The sequence below is a fragment of the Solibacillus cecembensis genome (assembly GCF_050272495.1).
In the GTDB taxonomy this organism is placed as follows: Bacteria; Bacillota; Bacilli; order Bacillales_A; family Planococcaceae; genus Solibacillus; species Solibacillus cecembensis.
The window spans coordinates 1-16,637 of sequence record NZ_JBNNMF010000004.1 but is presented as its reverse complement, the minus strand read 5'-3'; the positions used below and the strand labels follow the sequence as shown (position 1 = coordinate 16,637).

Sequence of the window (16,637 nt, the reverse complement as noted above, 5' to 3'; positions counted from 1 at the left end):
ATTTGGTAGATTAGAGCCTGTAAATTTCAATTTCAATGTACGTCTGAAAAATACAGTTGTATTATATACGGATACATTGTATTATTTTAATATAAATAAAAAATGAATTAAAACCATATAGACTTCTATGTAACTGTCTACATCGGATAATTTTTGGAGGAAAAAATGAAAAGTTTATTTGAAAAATGGAATAGTATTAACCTTGTGAACCGAATTATTGTAGGTATTTTACTTGGTGTAGTATTTGCTTTATTAGTACCTGAACAATTGTCGGTCATTTCAATTTTCGGAACGCTGTTTATTAGTGCGTTAAAGGCAGTGGCACCGATATTAGTATTTATTTTAGTCATTAATGCAATCGCTTCTCACGCGAGTGGCAAGGCTACCAATATGAAAATGGTTGTCATTTTATATATTCTCGGCACGTTTTTAGCAGGATTAGTAGCGGTAGTTATTAGTTACATTTTCCCGACAACATTATTATTAAAAACGAGCGCACAAGAAATAGAACCGCCGAGTGGGATTACGGAAGTGTTGGAAACATTATTATTCAATATGGTTTCGAATCCTGTCAGTGCTTTACTAGATGCCAATTATTTAGGAATTCTTACGTGGGCCATTATTTTAGGATTTGCATTAAAAGCGGCGAGTGAGTCGACGAAAAAGGTAGTAACAGATTTATCAGATGCCATTACAAAAATTGTGCAATGGTTAATTAGTTTAGCACCACTTGGAATTATGGGACTTGTTTTTGAAACAATTTCAACAACTGGATTTTCTGCATTATCGTCATATGGTCGTCTTGTGATTATTCTAGTTGGGACAATGTTCTTTATTGCATTAGTTGTAAATCCTTTACTCGTATTTATCGTTGCACGTCGCAATCCATATCCACTTGTGTTTGCAAGTTTAAAAGAAAGTGGTGTGGCGGCATTTTTCACACGAAGTTCAGCTGCTAATATTCCAGTAAATATGGAATTGGCAGAAAAGCTTGGATTAAATAAAGATACGTATGCGATTTCGATTCCTTTAGGCGCGACAATCAATATGGGAGGCGCGGCTGTTACGATTTCGATCTTAACGATGGCGGCTGCTCACACTTTAGGAGTTGAGGTAGATCTTTTAACAGCAATGATCTTAATGATTTTATCAGCCGTTTCTGCTACTGGTGCATCTGGAGTTGCTGGGGGCTCATTATTACTAATCCCGTTAGCATGTAGCTTATTAGGGATCTCGGATGATATTGCGATGCAAGTTGTGGCAATTGGCTTCATCATTGGGGTCATTCAAGATTCATGTGAGACAGCGCTAAATTCTTCATCAGACGTTGTATTTACTGCAGCGGCAGAGTACGCAAACGAGCGAAAAACAAAATAAAATCAAAATGAAAACTCACCGTCTCAACTTTATTGTTGGAATGGTGAGTTTTTTAGTTTTCTAATTGTGTATATATCGAGAAAGGATTTAGAAAGGAAAAATTTTGAAGAGGCTGGCCTTGCACAAAGAGCATACTTTATGAGAACTTCTCTTAGCATACTTATAATGACAAGGTAGAAACTTTTGTAGAAATTATGTATATCATTTGTTTTTGATGTGTCCGTTTGGAGGGATTATTCGAATTGTTTTGAAAATGTGTGTTCTTTCATATAAATAGACATAAAAATTACTGAATTATTGCCGTTATAAAGTATAGGAACACATACAAACGAAACAACCTTTGGAGGTACAGCATGTCAATATTACAAAATTTGCGACAAGTTAAGAAGGAACTATTAAATGAAAAGCACCCACTTGCCCATGAAAAAATACAATTTCGTAAAACATATGCAATTGGCTTTGCAATGTTAGTCTGTGTGAACGGCTACCCGAGTGAGATGGCAAAGGAAAGTTTAAAAAAGCAAATTACATTATTAGACTTACCGCCTGAATTTAAAAAGTTAGCAATTTCTGTTGCAATGGAGGCCGAATCACAAACAATTCACAATGTGCTGCAAACATTGCATGAAGCCCAGCATAAATATATTTTCATGCTCGATTTATATGGCTATGCGCAAAAGGATCATAAAATTACGGAAAAAGAGCAGGAGTTACTTGTCCTATTTGAGGAACTATTCCAGTTAAGTTATGAGGAAGTTCAATTTATTCGAGGCTTCCGTTTGGCGATGCTCAAAAAGGATACAGAGCTTGCAACAAAAGTAGTTCAAACAGCTTTTGAGCAAAATGTGGGCGTAACTCTACAAGAGCTTTCATACTTCTTGCCAGGTTTTGAATATCAAGAACGCCTGACACAAATGACACTACTAGCGGGACAAAAGAAAAAGCTCGGCCATGCTACGTATTTAACGGGCGAGGTTATTGTCGGAAAAGGTGCCGAGCTGGACTTAAATGGCATGAATATAACGTTTGGCAATGAGGCAACAATCATTGTGGACGGCGGTGTAATCAAGGCGGATGGTGTTCGCTTTATTGCTTCACTGGATGCCAATAAAACGATGTTGAGCCTACGTAATATGGGGATTACAAAAATAAATGATGCGCATTTTTTTGGTGCGAACAATGTAAGAGCAATTGAAATGAATAATGCAAAGGTAGAGCTGGATAGTTGTTCATTTGAAAAGTGCTTTACAGAGGAACGTGGGGGCGCGATTTACTTTACGAATAGTGAGCATTTTGTATTGCGAAACTGTATTTTTGAACATAATTCTACGCTTGGAAAAGGTGGGAGTATGTACATTGCAGGGACAGAGGCAAAGCATATGACATCAAAGAGCTTCTTTAGTCGGATAACAGGTAAAGTTCAAAAGGTAAAACTCGTAGTTGAAGGTTGTCAATTTAAAGAAAGTCGCGCTGATCGAAGTGGTGCGCTTCATATGTATGATGCAGAAATCTCAATTCGAGATACTGTATTTGATAGTTGTAGCTCTCGTGCAGGTGGCGCGGCAATCGATACATTAAACTGCACAATGAATGCCTCTCACAATACGTTCACAAAATGTCGAGCAGCATTAAATGAAGCGGTTGTCGTTTTAGGAAATACAAAAGGGGCTACCGAGGATTCTCTTGGTCGTTTCGAATTATGTGAACCGAAAAATGTTGTGATGAAATAAAATAGGCAAGAGGCGGGTGGAATGGGCAACGATTTCACCTGCCTTTTTTTGCGTCCCAGTAAATATTGAACGTAAAATTTATTGGAATTAGTTAAAAGCCAGCGACCAAATATTAATCACTGGCTTCATTAGTACTTGTAAAATCATCATTGACAATAGCATAGGCAAAATCAGAAAAATCCATATTGTAAGATGGGAGATCCCCTATTGCTTCATTTGCCGTATAAATTTGTGCAGCTAATAGTAAGGTATTGCAGTTATTAGGCGAAATTTTTAAGCTACGACAAATTTCATCATGGATGTCTTCGAGTGCGGGGATTTGATTCGGTTGAAAATTTGCCAGTGCGAGTAAAGCAATTGTCCTGTAGTGACAGTATTTTAAATTTGCTCGAATCGAAAAAATAAGTGTCGTCAGTTTTTTTACTTGCTGAATCGTATTTTCGCAAAATGTCCCTGTACCAACCGTTAATAAAAGGGCCGTTTGAATGGTTTCTTTACTACGAACAAAACCGTCCGTAACAAGCTGGTTATAATATTGCGTGTATGTACTCGCTAGTATGTATGGTTCTTCAGGACGGGTAGCTAAAATGGCGCAATGATGCGTATCAAGTGAGACAAATTTTAAACTAGGCTGCTGCATCAATTCGTTTAAAAGTACCCGAAGCTTGTCTAATGCCGCATCATTATTTAAATACATCGCAGTAAGATAGCTTTGTTCCCCTCGATTAAATTGCTTTGTTAGTGTTTTATAATGTTGAAAAGCTTTAGGGATTTGTTTTGGATCTTTTGCAAAATGCACATAATAAGCATGATTTAGTTTGGAGTTGTTGCGTGCAAAATGATACCATTTCGTATGCAATTTAATTTGCCGCTGTACGTTTTCATAATCCTCGTAATAAAAATGAATATTACGAACAGTTAATTTGAGCGCCAAATGTTTTGCAAAGTTGTCTGCATCCGAACCGAAATAAAGTTTTATTTTTCCGATATTGTCAAAAAATAATTGTAATCGTTCATTCACTTTAATCACCTCTCTAATAAGTACGTTCTAAGCAAGAAGAAGTTTCAGAAAGTTTGCTTTTGTTTTCATAATCAAAGGCATGGGATAATTTTCTTACTTGTAAATTAAGGCATAATTCGAAAGAGTATTGTATGATATGTTAATGGACATCCGCTTGGGAAGTCTTCTATTGAATAAGAAAACGTATTGCTAGTTAAGCTAGTTGAACATATCGAGAGGAAGAGTTTTATGAGCAAACAACCATTTTTGCCCATCATTGTAGGGACAGATATTAACGCATACAATATGGCCATTTCATTTCATGAAGAATATAATATCCGTCCGATTTTAGTAGGAAAAGGTGCACTTCCTTTTACGAATTTAAGTACCATTCCACGTGCGATTGAATATGATAAAAAATTGGGTGAACCCGACCAATTTGCGAAGATTTTAATAAGTGTTGCGAAAAAATATGGCGATGAAGCAGACAAGCTTGTATTAATCGGGACGAATGATTTATACGTCCGTTTAATTATAGAAAATCGTGCCATTTTGCAAGATTATTTTGTTTTTAACAATATTGATGAAGAGCTAATGGAACATTTACAGTTAAAATCCAATTTTTATAAACTTTGTGAGCAGCACGGCATTGATATCCCGACAACATATTTTTATGACTGTCGCGTTGACGGTGATTTTACAGGTGACATGATGTATCCGGTCATTATTAAGCCAAGCAATGGAATCGAATATAGTCGCCATCCTTTTGAAGGACAAGCGAAAGTGTTTAAAGTAGAAAGTCGCGAAGAAGTACAAAAAGTACTTGATATGGTGAAGGCGAGTGGCTATCAAGATGAGCTGATCATACAAGATTTCATTCCTGGTGAAGATACAGCGATGTGGGATTCCGTTATTTATGTAAGCTCAAAAGGTGAAACACAGCTTGTAACATTTGCACAAGTGGCATTACAGGAACATACGAAAACCGCAATCGGAAACTATACGGCTGTCCTAACGCGTTACAATGAAGAAGTGATGACAAAGCTACGCGGCTTTTTAGAAGCAGTTGATTACCGCGGATTTGCGAACTTCGACTTAAAATATGATGAACGAGATGGCAAGTTTAAAGTGTTTGAAGTGAATATTCGCCAAGGTCGCTCAAGCTATTATGTGACGGCAATGGGACATAATATGGCGCGCTATTTTGTGGACGATTTAATTTTCAATATACCAACGCCATGCACTTATTTAAAAGGAGATTTATTATTCTCGGTCGTTCCGAAAATTGTCTTAAGAAAATTCGTTGAAGATCCAACTGTTCAAGCGGATATTCAACGACTGATTCGTGAAGGCAAAATGGTGAATCCATTATTTTATAAGCAGGACAAGCATTGTAAACGTAAATTTTATTTATTTATGCGCCAAATCAATTACTATAAAAAATATAAAGAAAACGTTTGGTGATGTGGAGGCGGCTGGAGCGATTTGTTCCAACCGCCTTTTTGAATCTGATATAGTAAAAGAAAAGGTAAAGGGTGGATAAAAAATGACATTACATACATTTAGTTTAACAATCGATTGGCCAGGTGGACGCAATGAAGTAGGCAAATTAACAGCACAGCGTTTAGAAACACAAATCTCAATACCGCCAGAAATGGATGGTCCGGGCATTGGCACGAATCCTGATGAGATGCTATTGGGAGCTGCCGCAACTTGTTATATGATCACACTTGCAGCGATGTTGGAACGAAGTCAAATTGAAGCACAACCTACACTGAAGTCTGAAGGTATTGTTGAAGTGACGAATGGGGTTTTTACTTACCGTGAAATTCACCATTATATAGAGTTAAACATGTTACAGCAAGACGAAAAGAAGCAACTTATGGCACAACGTTACGCATATAAAGCAGAGGAAGTTTGTATGATTAGCAAGGCGTTAAGAGGAAATGTGAAGATTGAAGTACACGTATCTTAATTCAGCAAAAAAACCGCTGAATTAAGATAATGCCCCGGCGGATTAGTGAAATAGGAGGTCGAATGGATGCATGCTCTAATAATTATTTTACAATTAGTTATTGCTTCAATACTCGTTTTTTTTATTAGTGGGCGTTTAATCGGCTCCCAAGTGAATTTAGGGAAGCGTATTTTCTCAGTTGCGATCAGTGTGATTTTTACGAGCTTCATCTTTTGGTATACGTATTTACGTGGTACAAGCTTTTTTGAAGATGGTATCATTTCAAACTTAACGAATATCGTAACGCTCCTTTGGTTTGGTGGGATGCTTCTTATTTCAATGCTACTTTACTTGTTTTTTGAACTGTTTGACCCAATTGAAATTAATGACAACGGGGCACCTGTAGGACGCCGCTCTAGTGTGAAGACACTGTTTATTTATTGGCGTCGTCAAAAACGTCTAAGTCAAGTTGTCCGTATTGCGATGAAAAATGGCGTGACGCGCACGGTGAAATATGCTCGTTCGCGTGAAGATGAACGCGAATTAGCAATTGCTTTGCGCGATACGCTGGAGCAATGCGGTGGGATTTTCGTTAAGTTTGGTCAAGTTCTTTCTACTCGAAAAGAGCTGCTATCCCCAGTATTCATTGAGGAACTTGAAAAATTGCAACAACATGTGCGTCCACTTTCAAAAGAGCAAGTAGACGAAATTTTGAAGAAAAATTTAAAAGGTGAAGTTAGTCAAATCTTTTCCTACTTTAGTGAGGAACCATTAGCATCAGCATCAATTGGCCAAGTGCATAAAGCGATTTTACGTGATACTAACGAACCTGTTGCTGTAAAATTATTGCGCCCAGATGTGAAAAATATTATGAATGAAGATTTAGGCATTTTAATGGAGTTTGCCAGTTGGATTTCAAGTAAATCACAGTGGGCGGAAAGCTTAGGGTTTTTAGAGTTAGCAAAAGGTTTTAGCGTAGCTTTAAGTGAAGAAATCGATTTTACGATTGAAGCGCGGAATATGGAACAAATGATGACGATTGTTCGAAATGAAAAAAATGATGTAAAAATACCAAAAGTGTATCATCGTTATAGCAATGCAAACGTTCTTGTTATGGAATATATAAAAGGGAAGTCAGTAGCCATTGCGCATGATATTTATGAAGCGCAGCAAGTTGATCACCGTCAATTTGCGCAAACATTATTATTTTCTTTTCTAGAGCAGGCACTCGTTTCAGGAATTTTTCATGCGGACCCACATCCGGGAAATATTTATATTGAGCAGCATACAGGAAAGCTGACGATGCTTGATTTTGGCGCGGTTGGTCGCCTTGCAGAACCGCAGCAAGAAGGGTTGAAATATTTTTTAGTCGGCATTTATCAAAATGATGCGCCACTCGTTGTAGATGGTGTAAGATTGCTCGTTGAAAATACAGAAGATATTAATCGCATTGAAATGGAGCAGGCAATTAGTCAAATCTTACTGAAAATAAATTACGTATCTCGAATACCGACAGATGTATTAATTTATTCTATTTTTTCAGTTGTCCGTGAATTTGGATTGCATTTTTATCCAGCGGTTAATGTTGCGTTACGTGCGGTTGTGACGTTAGATGGTACATTATCCATCATTGATCCCGATTTTGAAATATTTACAGAGGCAAAGGAATTTTCAAATGATTATTTAAAAACGAGCTTTACAAAACCATTTACGGAACCTCGTGCTACAATAGCGTTTATCGAAGAGGAATTAGCCATCCTGTTACCGAATATCCGCAAAATTCCAAGACGTATTGATCAGCTTGTGAAGAAAGTCGAAAGCGGGAAAATTATTTTACATCACGATATTTTTTCCGATAAGGCAAATTCCTTATTCATTAGCCAACTTTTCTCACGCCTCGTCTTATTATTAGTTGGAATTACCTTTGGAATAATTTCGGTCGCACTATTAGCAATCTCCCAGTTTATGCAATCTAGCTTTGCGGTCTACTTAAATGCGGTCGCTTATTTAGGCTTATTTTTATGCGCGATATTATTAGTTCGACTATCCATACAAGCAATAAGAGATATGAAACGAATGAAATAAATTGAATGGAAAAGGACATTTGGAGCATTTATCTAAATGTCTTTTTTGTGGTGAAAAATTCGAAACTTCACTATGCTAAAATACTAAATTGATGATTCGTTAATAGGTTAATGAATTAGATGAAGTATATAAAAATGTGTTATTAAGCATATAAAATAACGATTTTAGAGAATAAATTAATATTTCTAGTGAAAATCGAATAAAGTACTAGAAAAATCTAACTATTTGTACAATAATAAAATAAACTAAGTTCATTAACAAAATACGGCAATAAAAGGGGACGGAATACATGATTCAATTAAACGGTGAAAGATTATCAATGGGGCAGCTAGAAGAAATTTTATACAAGCATGAAAAAGTTGAAATCGGTCAAGAAGCGATGGATAAGGTGCAAAAAAGCCGACAAGCCGTTGAACGAATTGTGCAGCAGGAAAAAACAGTGTACGGTATTAATACTGGCTTTGGCAAATTTAGTGATGTCAAAATAGCAGAACATGAAGTAGGTACTTTGCAATTAAATTTAATTCGCTCACATGCATGCGGTTTTGGCGATCCATTTCCTGAAATTGTTTCAAGAGCGATGATGGTACTGCGATTAAATGCTTTATTAAAAGGGTTATCAGGTATTCGTTTAGAGGTGCTTGAACGTTTAGTATGGATGATCAATGAAAAAGTGCATCCAATTATTCCACAGCAAGGTTCATTAGGGGCATCTGGAGATTTAGCGCCATTATCGCATTTAGTGCTCGCGATTATTGGGGAAGGGGAAGTTTGGGTTAAAGGGGAAGTTCGTCCTTCAGATGAAGTGTTTAATGAACATCAATTACCACAAATTAAATTACAAGCGAAGGAAGGGCTTGCTTTAATTAATGGTACACAAGCGATGACCGCACAAGGTGTTGTGAATTATATTGAAGCCGAAAAGTTAGCATATGCAAGTGAATGGATTGCTGCGATGACGATGGAATCTTTATATGGCATTATTGATGCATTCCATCCAGCTGTGCATGAAGCAAGAGGGATGCAGGAGCAAATGGACGTTGCAAAACGTATGCGTGAATGGCTAGAAGGCAGTCAGCTCATTACGCACCAAGGGGAAAAACGAGTGCAAGATCCATATTCACTGCGTTGTATTCCACAAATTCACGGAGCGAGCTGGCAAGTGCTGAATTATGTAAAGGAAAAGTTAGAGCTTGAAATGAATGCGGCTACGGATAATCCACTTATTTTTGAAGAGGGGGAAGTCGTTATTTCGGGTGGTAACTTCCACGGTCAGCCGATTGCTTTTGCCATGGACTTTATGAAAATTGGTGTGGCGGAACTAGCGAATGTTTCAGAACGTCGAATTGAGCGTTTAGTCAATCCATCGTTAAGTGAAGGGTTACCAGCTTTTTTAAGTGCAAATCCAGGGTTAGAATCCGGAGCAATGATTTTACAGTACAGTGCAGCAAGCCTAGTGTCAGAAAATAAAACATTAGCACACCCAGCTTCTGTCGATTCGATTCCATCTTCTGCAAATCAGGAAGATCATGTGAGTATGGGAACGACGGGGGCACGTCATGCACGAATGATTATTGCCAATGTACGCCACGTATTAGCTATTGAAGCATTTTGTGCGGCTCAAGCAGTAGAATACCGCGATGCACAAAAAATGTCACCAAAGCTTTATGAAAAATGGCAGGAGCTCCGAGCAATTGCGCCGAGCATGACAGAGGATCGTATTTTTAGTAAAGATATTAATAAAATTGCTGCTTATTTGTTACCTCATTGATTGGATAGAGTGAACGTCATTAAGCTTCAATCGCCTTCTCAATGATAACTTTTGTTATAATAGGTTTTTGTAACAAAGAGAGGACGTTTAGTTATGACAAAACCACATTTATTAATAGTTGACGGGATGGCCCTGTTATTCCGTTCGTATTTTGCATCAGCAGCAATGAATCAATTTATTAGATTAGAAGACGGAACTCCTTCTAATGGCGTTCAAGGATTTGCCCGCCATGTGTTAACGGCTCAAAATTTGATGAAACCTACGCATTTAGCAGTATGTTGGGATATGGGAGCACATACATTCCGCAATGATTTATTTCCACCGTATATACCGTATTAGAGTTGGGTAAATTCATCAAATATTGATTTAATAAATGTAATTTGAATTTTCCCATTTGAAATTGGGAATAAAGAACTTTTATATAAAAGAAAAAGACCTTCACTGCAATTAAAGTTAGTGAAGGTCTTTAAAATGGTAAGATTTTAAAGAGACTAAGGAATCTAATGTTCTAAGAAGTAATGAGCATTTAAAATAAGCGGATTTTTTTAATAAAGTTTTGTAAATTGAAAATATATAGTTGCAAAAAGGGTTAGTAAAACATAATATAAGTATATTGTTATATAGCAATGCATTATTATAATCAATATATAAGCATTCAATTATATTGGGAGGTCAATTGTTTTGAGAAAAAAAGTAGTCATTTTAGGTACAGGACCAGCAGGGGCAACAGTTGCTATTTACTTAGCACGTGCCAATATGGAGCCATTAGTAATCGAAGGAATTCAACCGGGTGGGCAATTAACACTTACTACGGAAACAAATATAATATAGGGTAAATAGTATAATAAAATAAAGCCAGACCTTATATTTAGGGATTTTGAGTTTGATTATATATAATCAAACTTTATAATCAAACTTTTTATATTTCATTAAGTGTAGCTTTGTAATAAAGATTGATTATTTATATTAAAGATCGATAATTTGTAATAAAGTTTGATTAAAATCATCTCTCCTCTGTATATTCCTTAGAGGTTAGATGATTTTTTTATTGGATATTTATGTTAATGTAATTGTAAGGATTGTGAAGAAATGTACTTAAACTAACGGGCAGGTTAGTTTAAGAAGAACGACTTTTTGTGAAGTGTTAAATGACAAAAAGGTTGTTTAATTCACAATAATGTCGTTTAAAAAATAATAAAGTTGTTAAATAAAATGCGAGTCATTCTATTCAACAAAAGGGCGCTTTTATGAAGTAACTAAAGCCTAATTTCTCACTTACACCACCGAGAAATTAGGCTTTCCTTATCGTTGTAAATCCGCATTTACCTGACGTTACCCCTTTTAGGTACTGTTTATAAAAAAAGATTTCTTTCTCCTCCAATCCAAAAACAAACTTTTTAGGGGACCTCATACGTCTTACTTATGTAGAGACAAAAATGAATAAATGGAGGTTTTGAAAATGAAAAAGCAGTACGTAAAGAAAATTCCTTATTTAGTGTTGGCAGGTTTCATTTGTGCAGTTGGAATCGGGGCGCCACAAGTTTCGTTGGCAAAACAGGCAGCTTCAGATCAAAAAGTGGTAGCTCAGCAATCCGAAAAAAAGTTACCAAAAATAGAAATTGGTCAAAAATTTAGAGTACCCGAACTTAAACTTAAGGAAAATACGTATGTACTCGACTGCAAGGTGTCCGATATTGACGGTAATTCAGTTAAAGACAATGTGATATTGGTGGGTACAAAAGAAAAGATTGATGGAAAACTGGATGCGTATGCGAATGATTTATCCATCATCGTGCAGGAGGGAAAAACTAAAAGATACATAAAATATGATTGGATGTTCAAAGGGACGGATGGAAAAATGTATGTGGAATCAGCCCGAGAACCAAACTTGATTATTGGTGACTATACGGGCAACAAAGTGAACGATATTATCGTAACGGCCCCTCAAGGAGGAAATGGTGGATACGTGGATCATCTGATCTTAACTTGGGAAGGAAATAAACTCAAAGATGTTTTGGCGGATAACCAAGAACTATACACAAATTCTCAGGCAAACTTCAGTTATAAATTGCCTGCATCATGGAACGGACATTACAAGGCAAGCCAATATGCTGGCACAAATGCAAATCAAATCATGCCATCGGCTAAGCATGTAGTGCAGTTCGATTATACGACAAAAAATGGAAAAGATACTGAGATGCTGATGATGATCTCCGTATTTTCAAAAAATGATTGGAGTCGCCTCTCAAGCGAAGAAGGGCCGCCTGTAGGGAGCGTCATTACGGAAGCCAATGGCATGGTGTATGTGTATACGGTACCGCAGTCCAATCCGTTTGCTCCCCAGTCGGAAGACGGCAAGCTGTTTGACCAACTGTACGGTGATTTGAATATTAATAAATCTTTCGAACTGCTAAAATAGGTCTTTGTAGATTTAAGATCCCGATAGAATTTCTGTGAAACGAAAAATTTGGTCTTTGCAAAAAAACAAGGCCTCGGTACGATAGGGTTGCATACGAGGTCGATGCCTCAAAAGCCCATCATCTAGGAGGACGCTCTACGATGAAGTTTAAATCGTAGGACAAGAAAATCAACTCATTGAAAACATTCCTCAATGCATCTAGTTGTCGGTGTAGAAATTGCCGAGGAGGCTCATGGGCGCTATTGTTGAATAAGACTTAGATTTTAAAACGACTTTATTATTATATTTTTTAGTGGAGTGGAGTATCTTACATCAAAAATTAAACAACAATATTTTTAACCCCGTTCTAAATCTAGGACGGGGTTATGCTTGTTTGAGCTTTTAAAATTAAGTAACTTTATTGTCACTTTACATGAAGAGTGAAGATTTTATCGACATCTAGATAGTTTACTTGTTTTGTTGTTAATCTTTCATCATCAGTAACGTAATAAAAGAAGATTAATTGAATTGTTTTATTTTATTTGTTTTAGCAAACTTTTTAGATTAGCTGTACGTCAAGCTTATAGAGTGCACTTATAATGAATTTTCACCTTAAGGAGAAGTTGTAAAAGATGAACAAAACAGATTTAGGGACAAACATCGCAGATTTTGTGATGCAGAATCAAGAAAAGTACTACAGACTGGCTTACCAATATGTACAAAATCGGGAAGATGCACTTGATGTGGTGCATGATGCCATTAATAAAGCGTTCTCTAATAAGAATTCATTAAAAAATCCTGAGTATATCAGAACATGGTTCTATCGAATTGTCGTGAATACGGCCCTTGACCTGCTTCGGAAACAGAAAAAACTTATGGTTATAGATGACGCGATACTATCTAACTTAGATACAGGAATGGTGGATAATTATGAAAATGTTGATTTAAATACAGCAATCAATGCGCTACCCGAGCAGTACCGTAGCGTGATTATACTCCGATACATCGAAGACTTCAAACTAGGTGAAATTGCTGAGATCTTAAATGAAAATGTCAGTACTGTTAAAACAAGGTTGTACAAAGCGTTACAAATATTACGCATCGATATGATTGAGGAGAATTATTAATAATGGATGATAAATTAAAACAAATGAAAAAAGAAAATGACAATATTCCTATTCCAGAAGAATTAGATTTTGTTGTTAGGCATGCAATAAAACAAGGAATGAAGAACAATAAAAATCATAAAAAATTGCCTAAAAAAATTACTGGAGGGGTAGCGGCAGCAGCACTATTTTTTATATTAGGTGTGAACACGAGTGAATCCTTTGCGGCTTCAGTAAAAGACGTGCCTGTCATTGGTAGTCTAGCAAAAGTTGTTTCCTTCCACGAATTTAAAGTAGAAGATGAAACATATAAAGCCGATATCCAAGTACCAGCTTTACAAGGATTGGAGAACACTGAATTTGAAGCAAGCTTGAATAAAAAATATATGGTTGAAGCCCAAGCACAATATGAAGCCTTCAAGGAAAGTATGAAATATGTTGAAAGCGTGGGCGGTGGGCATATTGGAGTCAAAGGAGGTTATGAAGTGAAAACCGACAACGATCAAATCCTTGCTATCGAACGTTATGAAATCAGCACATCAAATGGTTATTCCGCAAGACAATTCGATACGATAGATAAAAAGAACGAACTTTTAATTACATTACCAAGTCTTTTCAAAGATGATAATTACATTTATTACATCAGCAACAATATCATTGAGCAAATGATCGCAAATTATAAGAAAGATAGCAGTAATTACTACGAGGTAGCAGGGATTGTTGAATATCCTGAACAGGTATCATTTGTAAATATTGATAGAAATCAAAGTTTCTACATCAATAACGAGGGTAAGTTGGTCATTTGCTTTGACAAATACGAGGTAGCACCAGGGGCAATGGGCGCTTTGGAGTTCATAATTCCTACTGAGGTCATTAAAGATAATCTCGAAAGCAATACGTATATCAAATAGCCCGAGAACAGAAAATGTATCAAGAAAAAAGAAATCACTAAAGAAATGAATCCCAAAATAAAAACTTTTATCTGAAATATCCCTATAATCTAAGCCTTATTCAACTAACGGGGGCTTTAGTTAAACAAGACCATCATTTCGATGGTCTATTTTTATGTCTAAGACATCAAGTAGGCTTCGGTGATCCATTGTGAAATGTTACACTTAAACTAACTGGGCAGTTTAGTTGAATAAGAATGTATTCATAACAACTCTCTAATTAGTTAAAAATTGAGTAAAAGGTGGTCTCATATGAAACATGAAGTTTTCGATGAACAAACTGAATCGCAATTAAAAGTATTGAGAGAAATTGGTGCAATTTCTGAGTCACTTGATATTGAATTCTGGTTGCGTGGGTGATGGGCAATTGACTTTCTACTTGTTTAGTTCTTGCATTACAAATGGCCCCCTCCAATTGTAGGTTTGAAATAAAGTTATACCGTTTGTAAAGATGTACCGTTTTTAATAAAGTTGCATCGTTTCACCCCTTTGGATATGATTATCCAAAGGAGTGTTTTAATTGAAAAATAAATCTATTACATTAAGAAATAAAACCCAAACTCATGCAAAGCCTTTATTTAGAAAAGCGATACTTTGCATGGGGAAAAATATTTAATCGCTAGATAATAATTCTAATATTTTGGCTTTGCACCTTATTTATGTTAAATCGAAATAAGGAGCGAGCAAATTTGAAATATATAAATGCTACAAAAGTATTACCAAAAGAGCTTTTGGCCGAAGTTCAAAAATATATACAAGGGGAAATATTGTATATTCCAATACAACAAACCACTCGAAAAAAGTGGGGTTCTGTTAGTGGTATACAAAAGCAACTGAATCATCGAAATCACAACATTCGAGAAAACTTTGAGTATGGAATGAACATCCAAGAAATATCTGAAAAGTATTTTTTATCAGTTGAAACAATCAAAAAAATTGTTTATGCAAAAAAAGAAATAAAATAATTGATATGGCTAGTCTGGGGAATTATTAAAATAATACACCAGATAGCCTTTTTGTTTTTTTAAATCTAAAATATGATGTCTAATTACAAATCAGTATGGGTAAAAAGTATTGTTAGGTATTAAATGTTTCATTACTATTCTTTATCTATCTTTACTAATAATTATGATGTAATCTTAAAAACAAATAATGCTTGTTCAGTGTTTGAATAAATAATTGATGGAGGAAGAAACATGAAGATATTAGAACTACCAATTGAATTTGAATTTAATGGACAAAAAAATTACATTTATCCTAGCTTAATTATATTGAATAATGAATTAACCTTGGTCGATACAGGGTATGCAAATTTTTTAACTTTAATAGAGAATGAAATTTTAAAAAATGGATATGAAATGAAGAATTTAAAGAATATTATCATTACTCACTATGATGATGACCATATAGGTTCCTTATATGATTTCAAAGAAAAGTATCCTTGGATTAACATTATAGCTAGTGAAATTGAATCAAAATACATTAGTGGTGAAATGAAGTCAGAGAGATTGATTCAAGCTGAAGAAATGCTAAAGACTATGCCGAAAAGCGAAGTCGATTTTGGTAATTGGTTTATACAGCAATTAAAGAATTTGAAGCATATTTCAGTTGATGAAAAGGTACATGATGGTGATATGATTTTAGATGAAAAATGTAGGATAATAGCAACTCCGGGGCATACTTCAGGACATATTTCATTGTATTTCCCCAGATTGAATAGCGTAATTACGGGTGATACAGCTGTTAATGAAAAACAGGAATTGATCATTGCAAATCCAAACTTTTGTCTAGATGTCGATAATGCACAGCAGTCTTTAAGAAAGATTAAAAATCTTAAAGCTGAAACTTACTATTGTTATCATGGTGGGAAATTTTCTTTATAATTGAGGGCAAACGTAAAAGCTCTCGAATTAAACAACTTTATTATTCAGTTTTATAACAATAATCGTGAATACAATTAAAAAAAGAAGTTGCTTTACACGAAGAATTTGTTGGTTATTTACTTGATAGTGAAGAGGAGTAACAAAAATTCCTTATTAAGCTAACGGGTGCGTTACCTCAATAAGGAGTAAAGCATTTTTTACTAACGGGGCAGGTTAGTTGAATAAGACAATGGAAGTTTTCATGTCGCATTTGACACAAACTGCGAAACAAAAAAAGGCAGCGCAAAGCATGGGACTGACCCCCGTATATAAGACAGAGGTCAAAAAAGCATTTATCCAACCAGTTGTCGGTATTGAACCGGCGACTGGTTGTTTAATTTCGC

Annotated in this window: 12 protein-coding genes and 2 pseudogenes; 13 read left to right on the top strand and 1 reads right to left on the bottom strand. The window is 35.7% G+C overall.

Going from position 1 to position 16,637, the window contains the following annotated elements; genetic code table 11:
- The first annotated feature begins 165 nt into the window (after positions 1-165).
- Positions 166-1,377, top strand: coding sequence for a serine/threonine transporter SstT (gene sstT, locus ACQKIH_RS04900; protein WP_057983589.1), 1,212 nt, complete (start codon positions 166-168; stop codon positions 1,375-1,377).
- A 353-nt stretch (positions 1,378-1,730) separates the two neighbouring features.
- Complete coding sequence (locus ACQKIH_RS04895; RefSeq protein WP_427763735.1) at positions 1,731-3,107, top strand: right-handed parallel beta-helix repeat-containing protein; 1,377 nt, start codon at positions 1,731-1,733, stop codon at positions 3,105-3,107.
- Between the two features lie 112 nt (positions 3,108-3,219).
- Here ACQKIH_RS04895 and ACQKIH_RS04890 read toward each other — a convergent pair whose 3' ends face one another.
- Positions 3,220-4,128, bottom strand: coding sequence for a DUF4003 family protein (locus ACQKIH_RS04890; protein ID WP_057983593.1), 909 nt, complete (start codon positions 4,126-4,128; stop codon positions 3,220-3,222).
- 228 nt (positions 4,129-4,356) lie between these two features.
- On the opposite strand from ACQKIH_RS04890, the gene ACQKIH_RS04885 reads away from it, so the two are divergent.
- The 11 genes and pseudogenes from ACQKIH_RS04885 (at position 4,357) to ACQKIH_RS04835 (ending at position 16,254) form a co-directional block, all read left to right on the top strand.
- Positions 4,357-5,571 carry a carboxylate--amine ligase gene (locus ACQKIH_RS04885; RefSeq protein WP_057983595.1) on the top strand — a complete coding sequence of 405 codons (1,215 nt, stop codon included), beginning with the start codon at positions 4,357-4,359 and terminating at the stop codon, positions 5,569-5,571.
- A gap of 82 nt (positions 5,572-5,653) precedes the next feature.
- Positions 5,654-6,082, top strand: coding sequence for an SACOL1771 family peroxiredoxin (locus ACQKIH_RS04880; protein ID WP_057983597.1), 429 nt, complete (start codon positions 5,654-5,656; stop codon positions 6,080-6,082).
- A 66-nt stretch (positions 6,083-6,148) separates the two neighbouring features.
- A complete protein-coding gene (locus ACQKIH_RS04875) occupies positions 6,149-8,146 on the top strand; it encodes an ABC1 kinase family protein (protein WP_057983599.1) in 1,998 nt (665 codons plus the stop codon).
- 289 nt (positions 8,147-8,435) lie between these two features.
- Positions 8,436-9,917: a histidine ammonia-lyase gene (gene hutH / locus ACQKIH_RS04870; RefSeq protein ID WP_057983601.1), complete on the top strand. Its 1,482-nt coding sequence runs from the start codon at positions 8,436-8,438 to the stop codon at positions 9,915-9,917.
- A gap of 93 nt (positions 9,918-10,010) precedes the next feature.
- Positions 10,011-10,244: pseudogene (locus ACQKIH_RS04865) on the top strand (5'-3' exonuclease); the annotation flags it as partial.
- 354 nt (positions 10,245-10,598) lie between these two features.
- Positions 10,599-10,733, top strand: a pseudogene (locus tag ACQKIH_RS04860) (FAD-dependent oxidoreductase); the annotation flags it as partial.
- A gap of 643 nt (positions 10,734-11,376) precedes the next feature.
- Positions 11,377-12,336: a hypothetical protein gene (locus ACQKIH_RS04855; RefSeq protein ID WP_427763733.1), complete on the top strand. Its 960-nt coding sequence runs from the start codon at positions 11,377-11,379 to the stop codon at positions 12,334-12,336.
- 611 nt (positions 12,337-12,947) lie between these two features.
- Positions 12,948-13,442, top strand: coding sequence for an RNA polymerase sigma factor SigV (gene sigV, locus ACQKIH_RS04850; RefSeq protein WP_427763732.1), 495 nt, complete (start codon positions 12,948-12,950; stop codon positions 13,440-13,442).
- 2 nt (positions 13,443-13,444) lie between these two features.
- The gene (gene rsiV, locus ACQKIH_RS04845) at positions 13,445-14,332 is read left to right on the top strand and encodes an anti-sigma-V factor RsiV (RefSeq protein ID WP_427763731.1); all 888 of its coding nucleotides are present in this window, start codon (positions 13,445-13,447) and stop codon (positions 14,330-14,332) included.
- A 728-nt stretch (positions 14,333-15,060) separates the two neighbouring features.
- Entirely contained in the window at positions 15,061-15,336 is a 276-nt protein-coding gene (locus tag ACQKIH_RS04840; RefSeq protein ID WP_427763730.1) for a CD3324 family protein, read from the top strand.
- A 231-nt stretch (positions 15,337-15,567) separates the two neighbouring features.
- A complete protein-coding gene (locus ACQKIH_RS04835; protein ID WP_427763728.1) occupies positions 15,568-16,254 on the top strand; it encodes an MBL fold metallo-hydrolase in 687 nt (228 codons plus the stop codon).
- Positions 16,255-16,637: the final 383 nt, after the last annotated feature.

Excerpts from the sequence above, each read along its gene's own strand:
- ACQKIH_RS04835 (WP_427763728.1), top strand. The coding sequence starts at position 15,568 with ATGAAGATATTAGAACTACCAATTGAATTTGAATTTAATGGACAAAAA.
- ACQKIH_RS04885 (WP_057983595.1), top strand. The coding sequence starts at position 4,357 with ATGAGCAAACAACCATTTTTGCCCATCATTGTAGGGACAGATATTAAC.
- rsiV (WP_427763731.1), top strand. The coding sequence starts at position 13,445 with ATGGATGATAAATTAAAACAAATGAAAAAAGAAAATGACAATATTCCT.
- sstT (WP_057983589.1), top strand. The coding sequence starts at position 166 with ATGAAAAGTTTATTTGAAAAATGGAATAGTATTAACCTTGTGAACCGA.
- sigV (WP_427763732.1), top strand. The coding sequence starts at position 12,948 with ATGAACAAAACAGATTTAGGGACAAACATCGCAGATTTTGTGATGCAG.
- ACQKIH_RS04895 (WP_427763735.1), top strand. The coding sequence starts at position 1,731 with ATGTCAATATTACAAAATTTGCGACAAGTTAAGAAGGAACTATTAAAT.
- hutH (WP_057983601.1), top strand. The coding sequence starts at position 8,436 with ATGATTCAATTAAACGGTGAAAGATTATCAATGGGGCAGCTAGAAGAA.
- ACQKIH_RS04875 (WP_057983599.1), top strand. The coding sequence starts at position 6,149 with ATGCATGCTCTAATAATTATTTTACAATTAGTTATTGCTTCAATACTC.
- ACQKIH_RS04880 (WP_057983597.1), top strand. The coding sequence starts at position 5,654 with ATGACATTACATACATTTAGTTTAACAATCGATTGGCCAGGTGGACGC.
- ACQKIH_RS04855 (WP_427763733.1), top strand. The coding sequence starts at position 11,377 with ATGAAAAAGCAGTACGTAAAGAAAATTCCTTATTTAGTGTTGGCAGGT.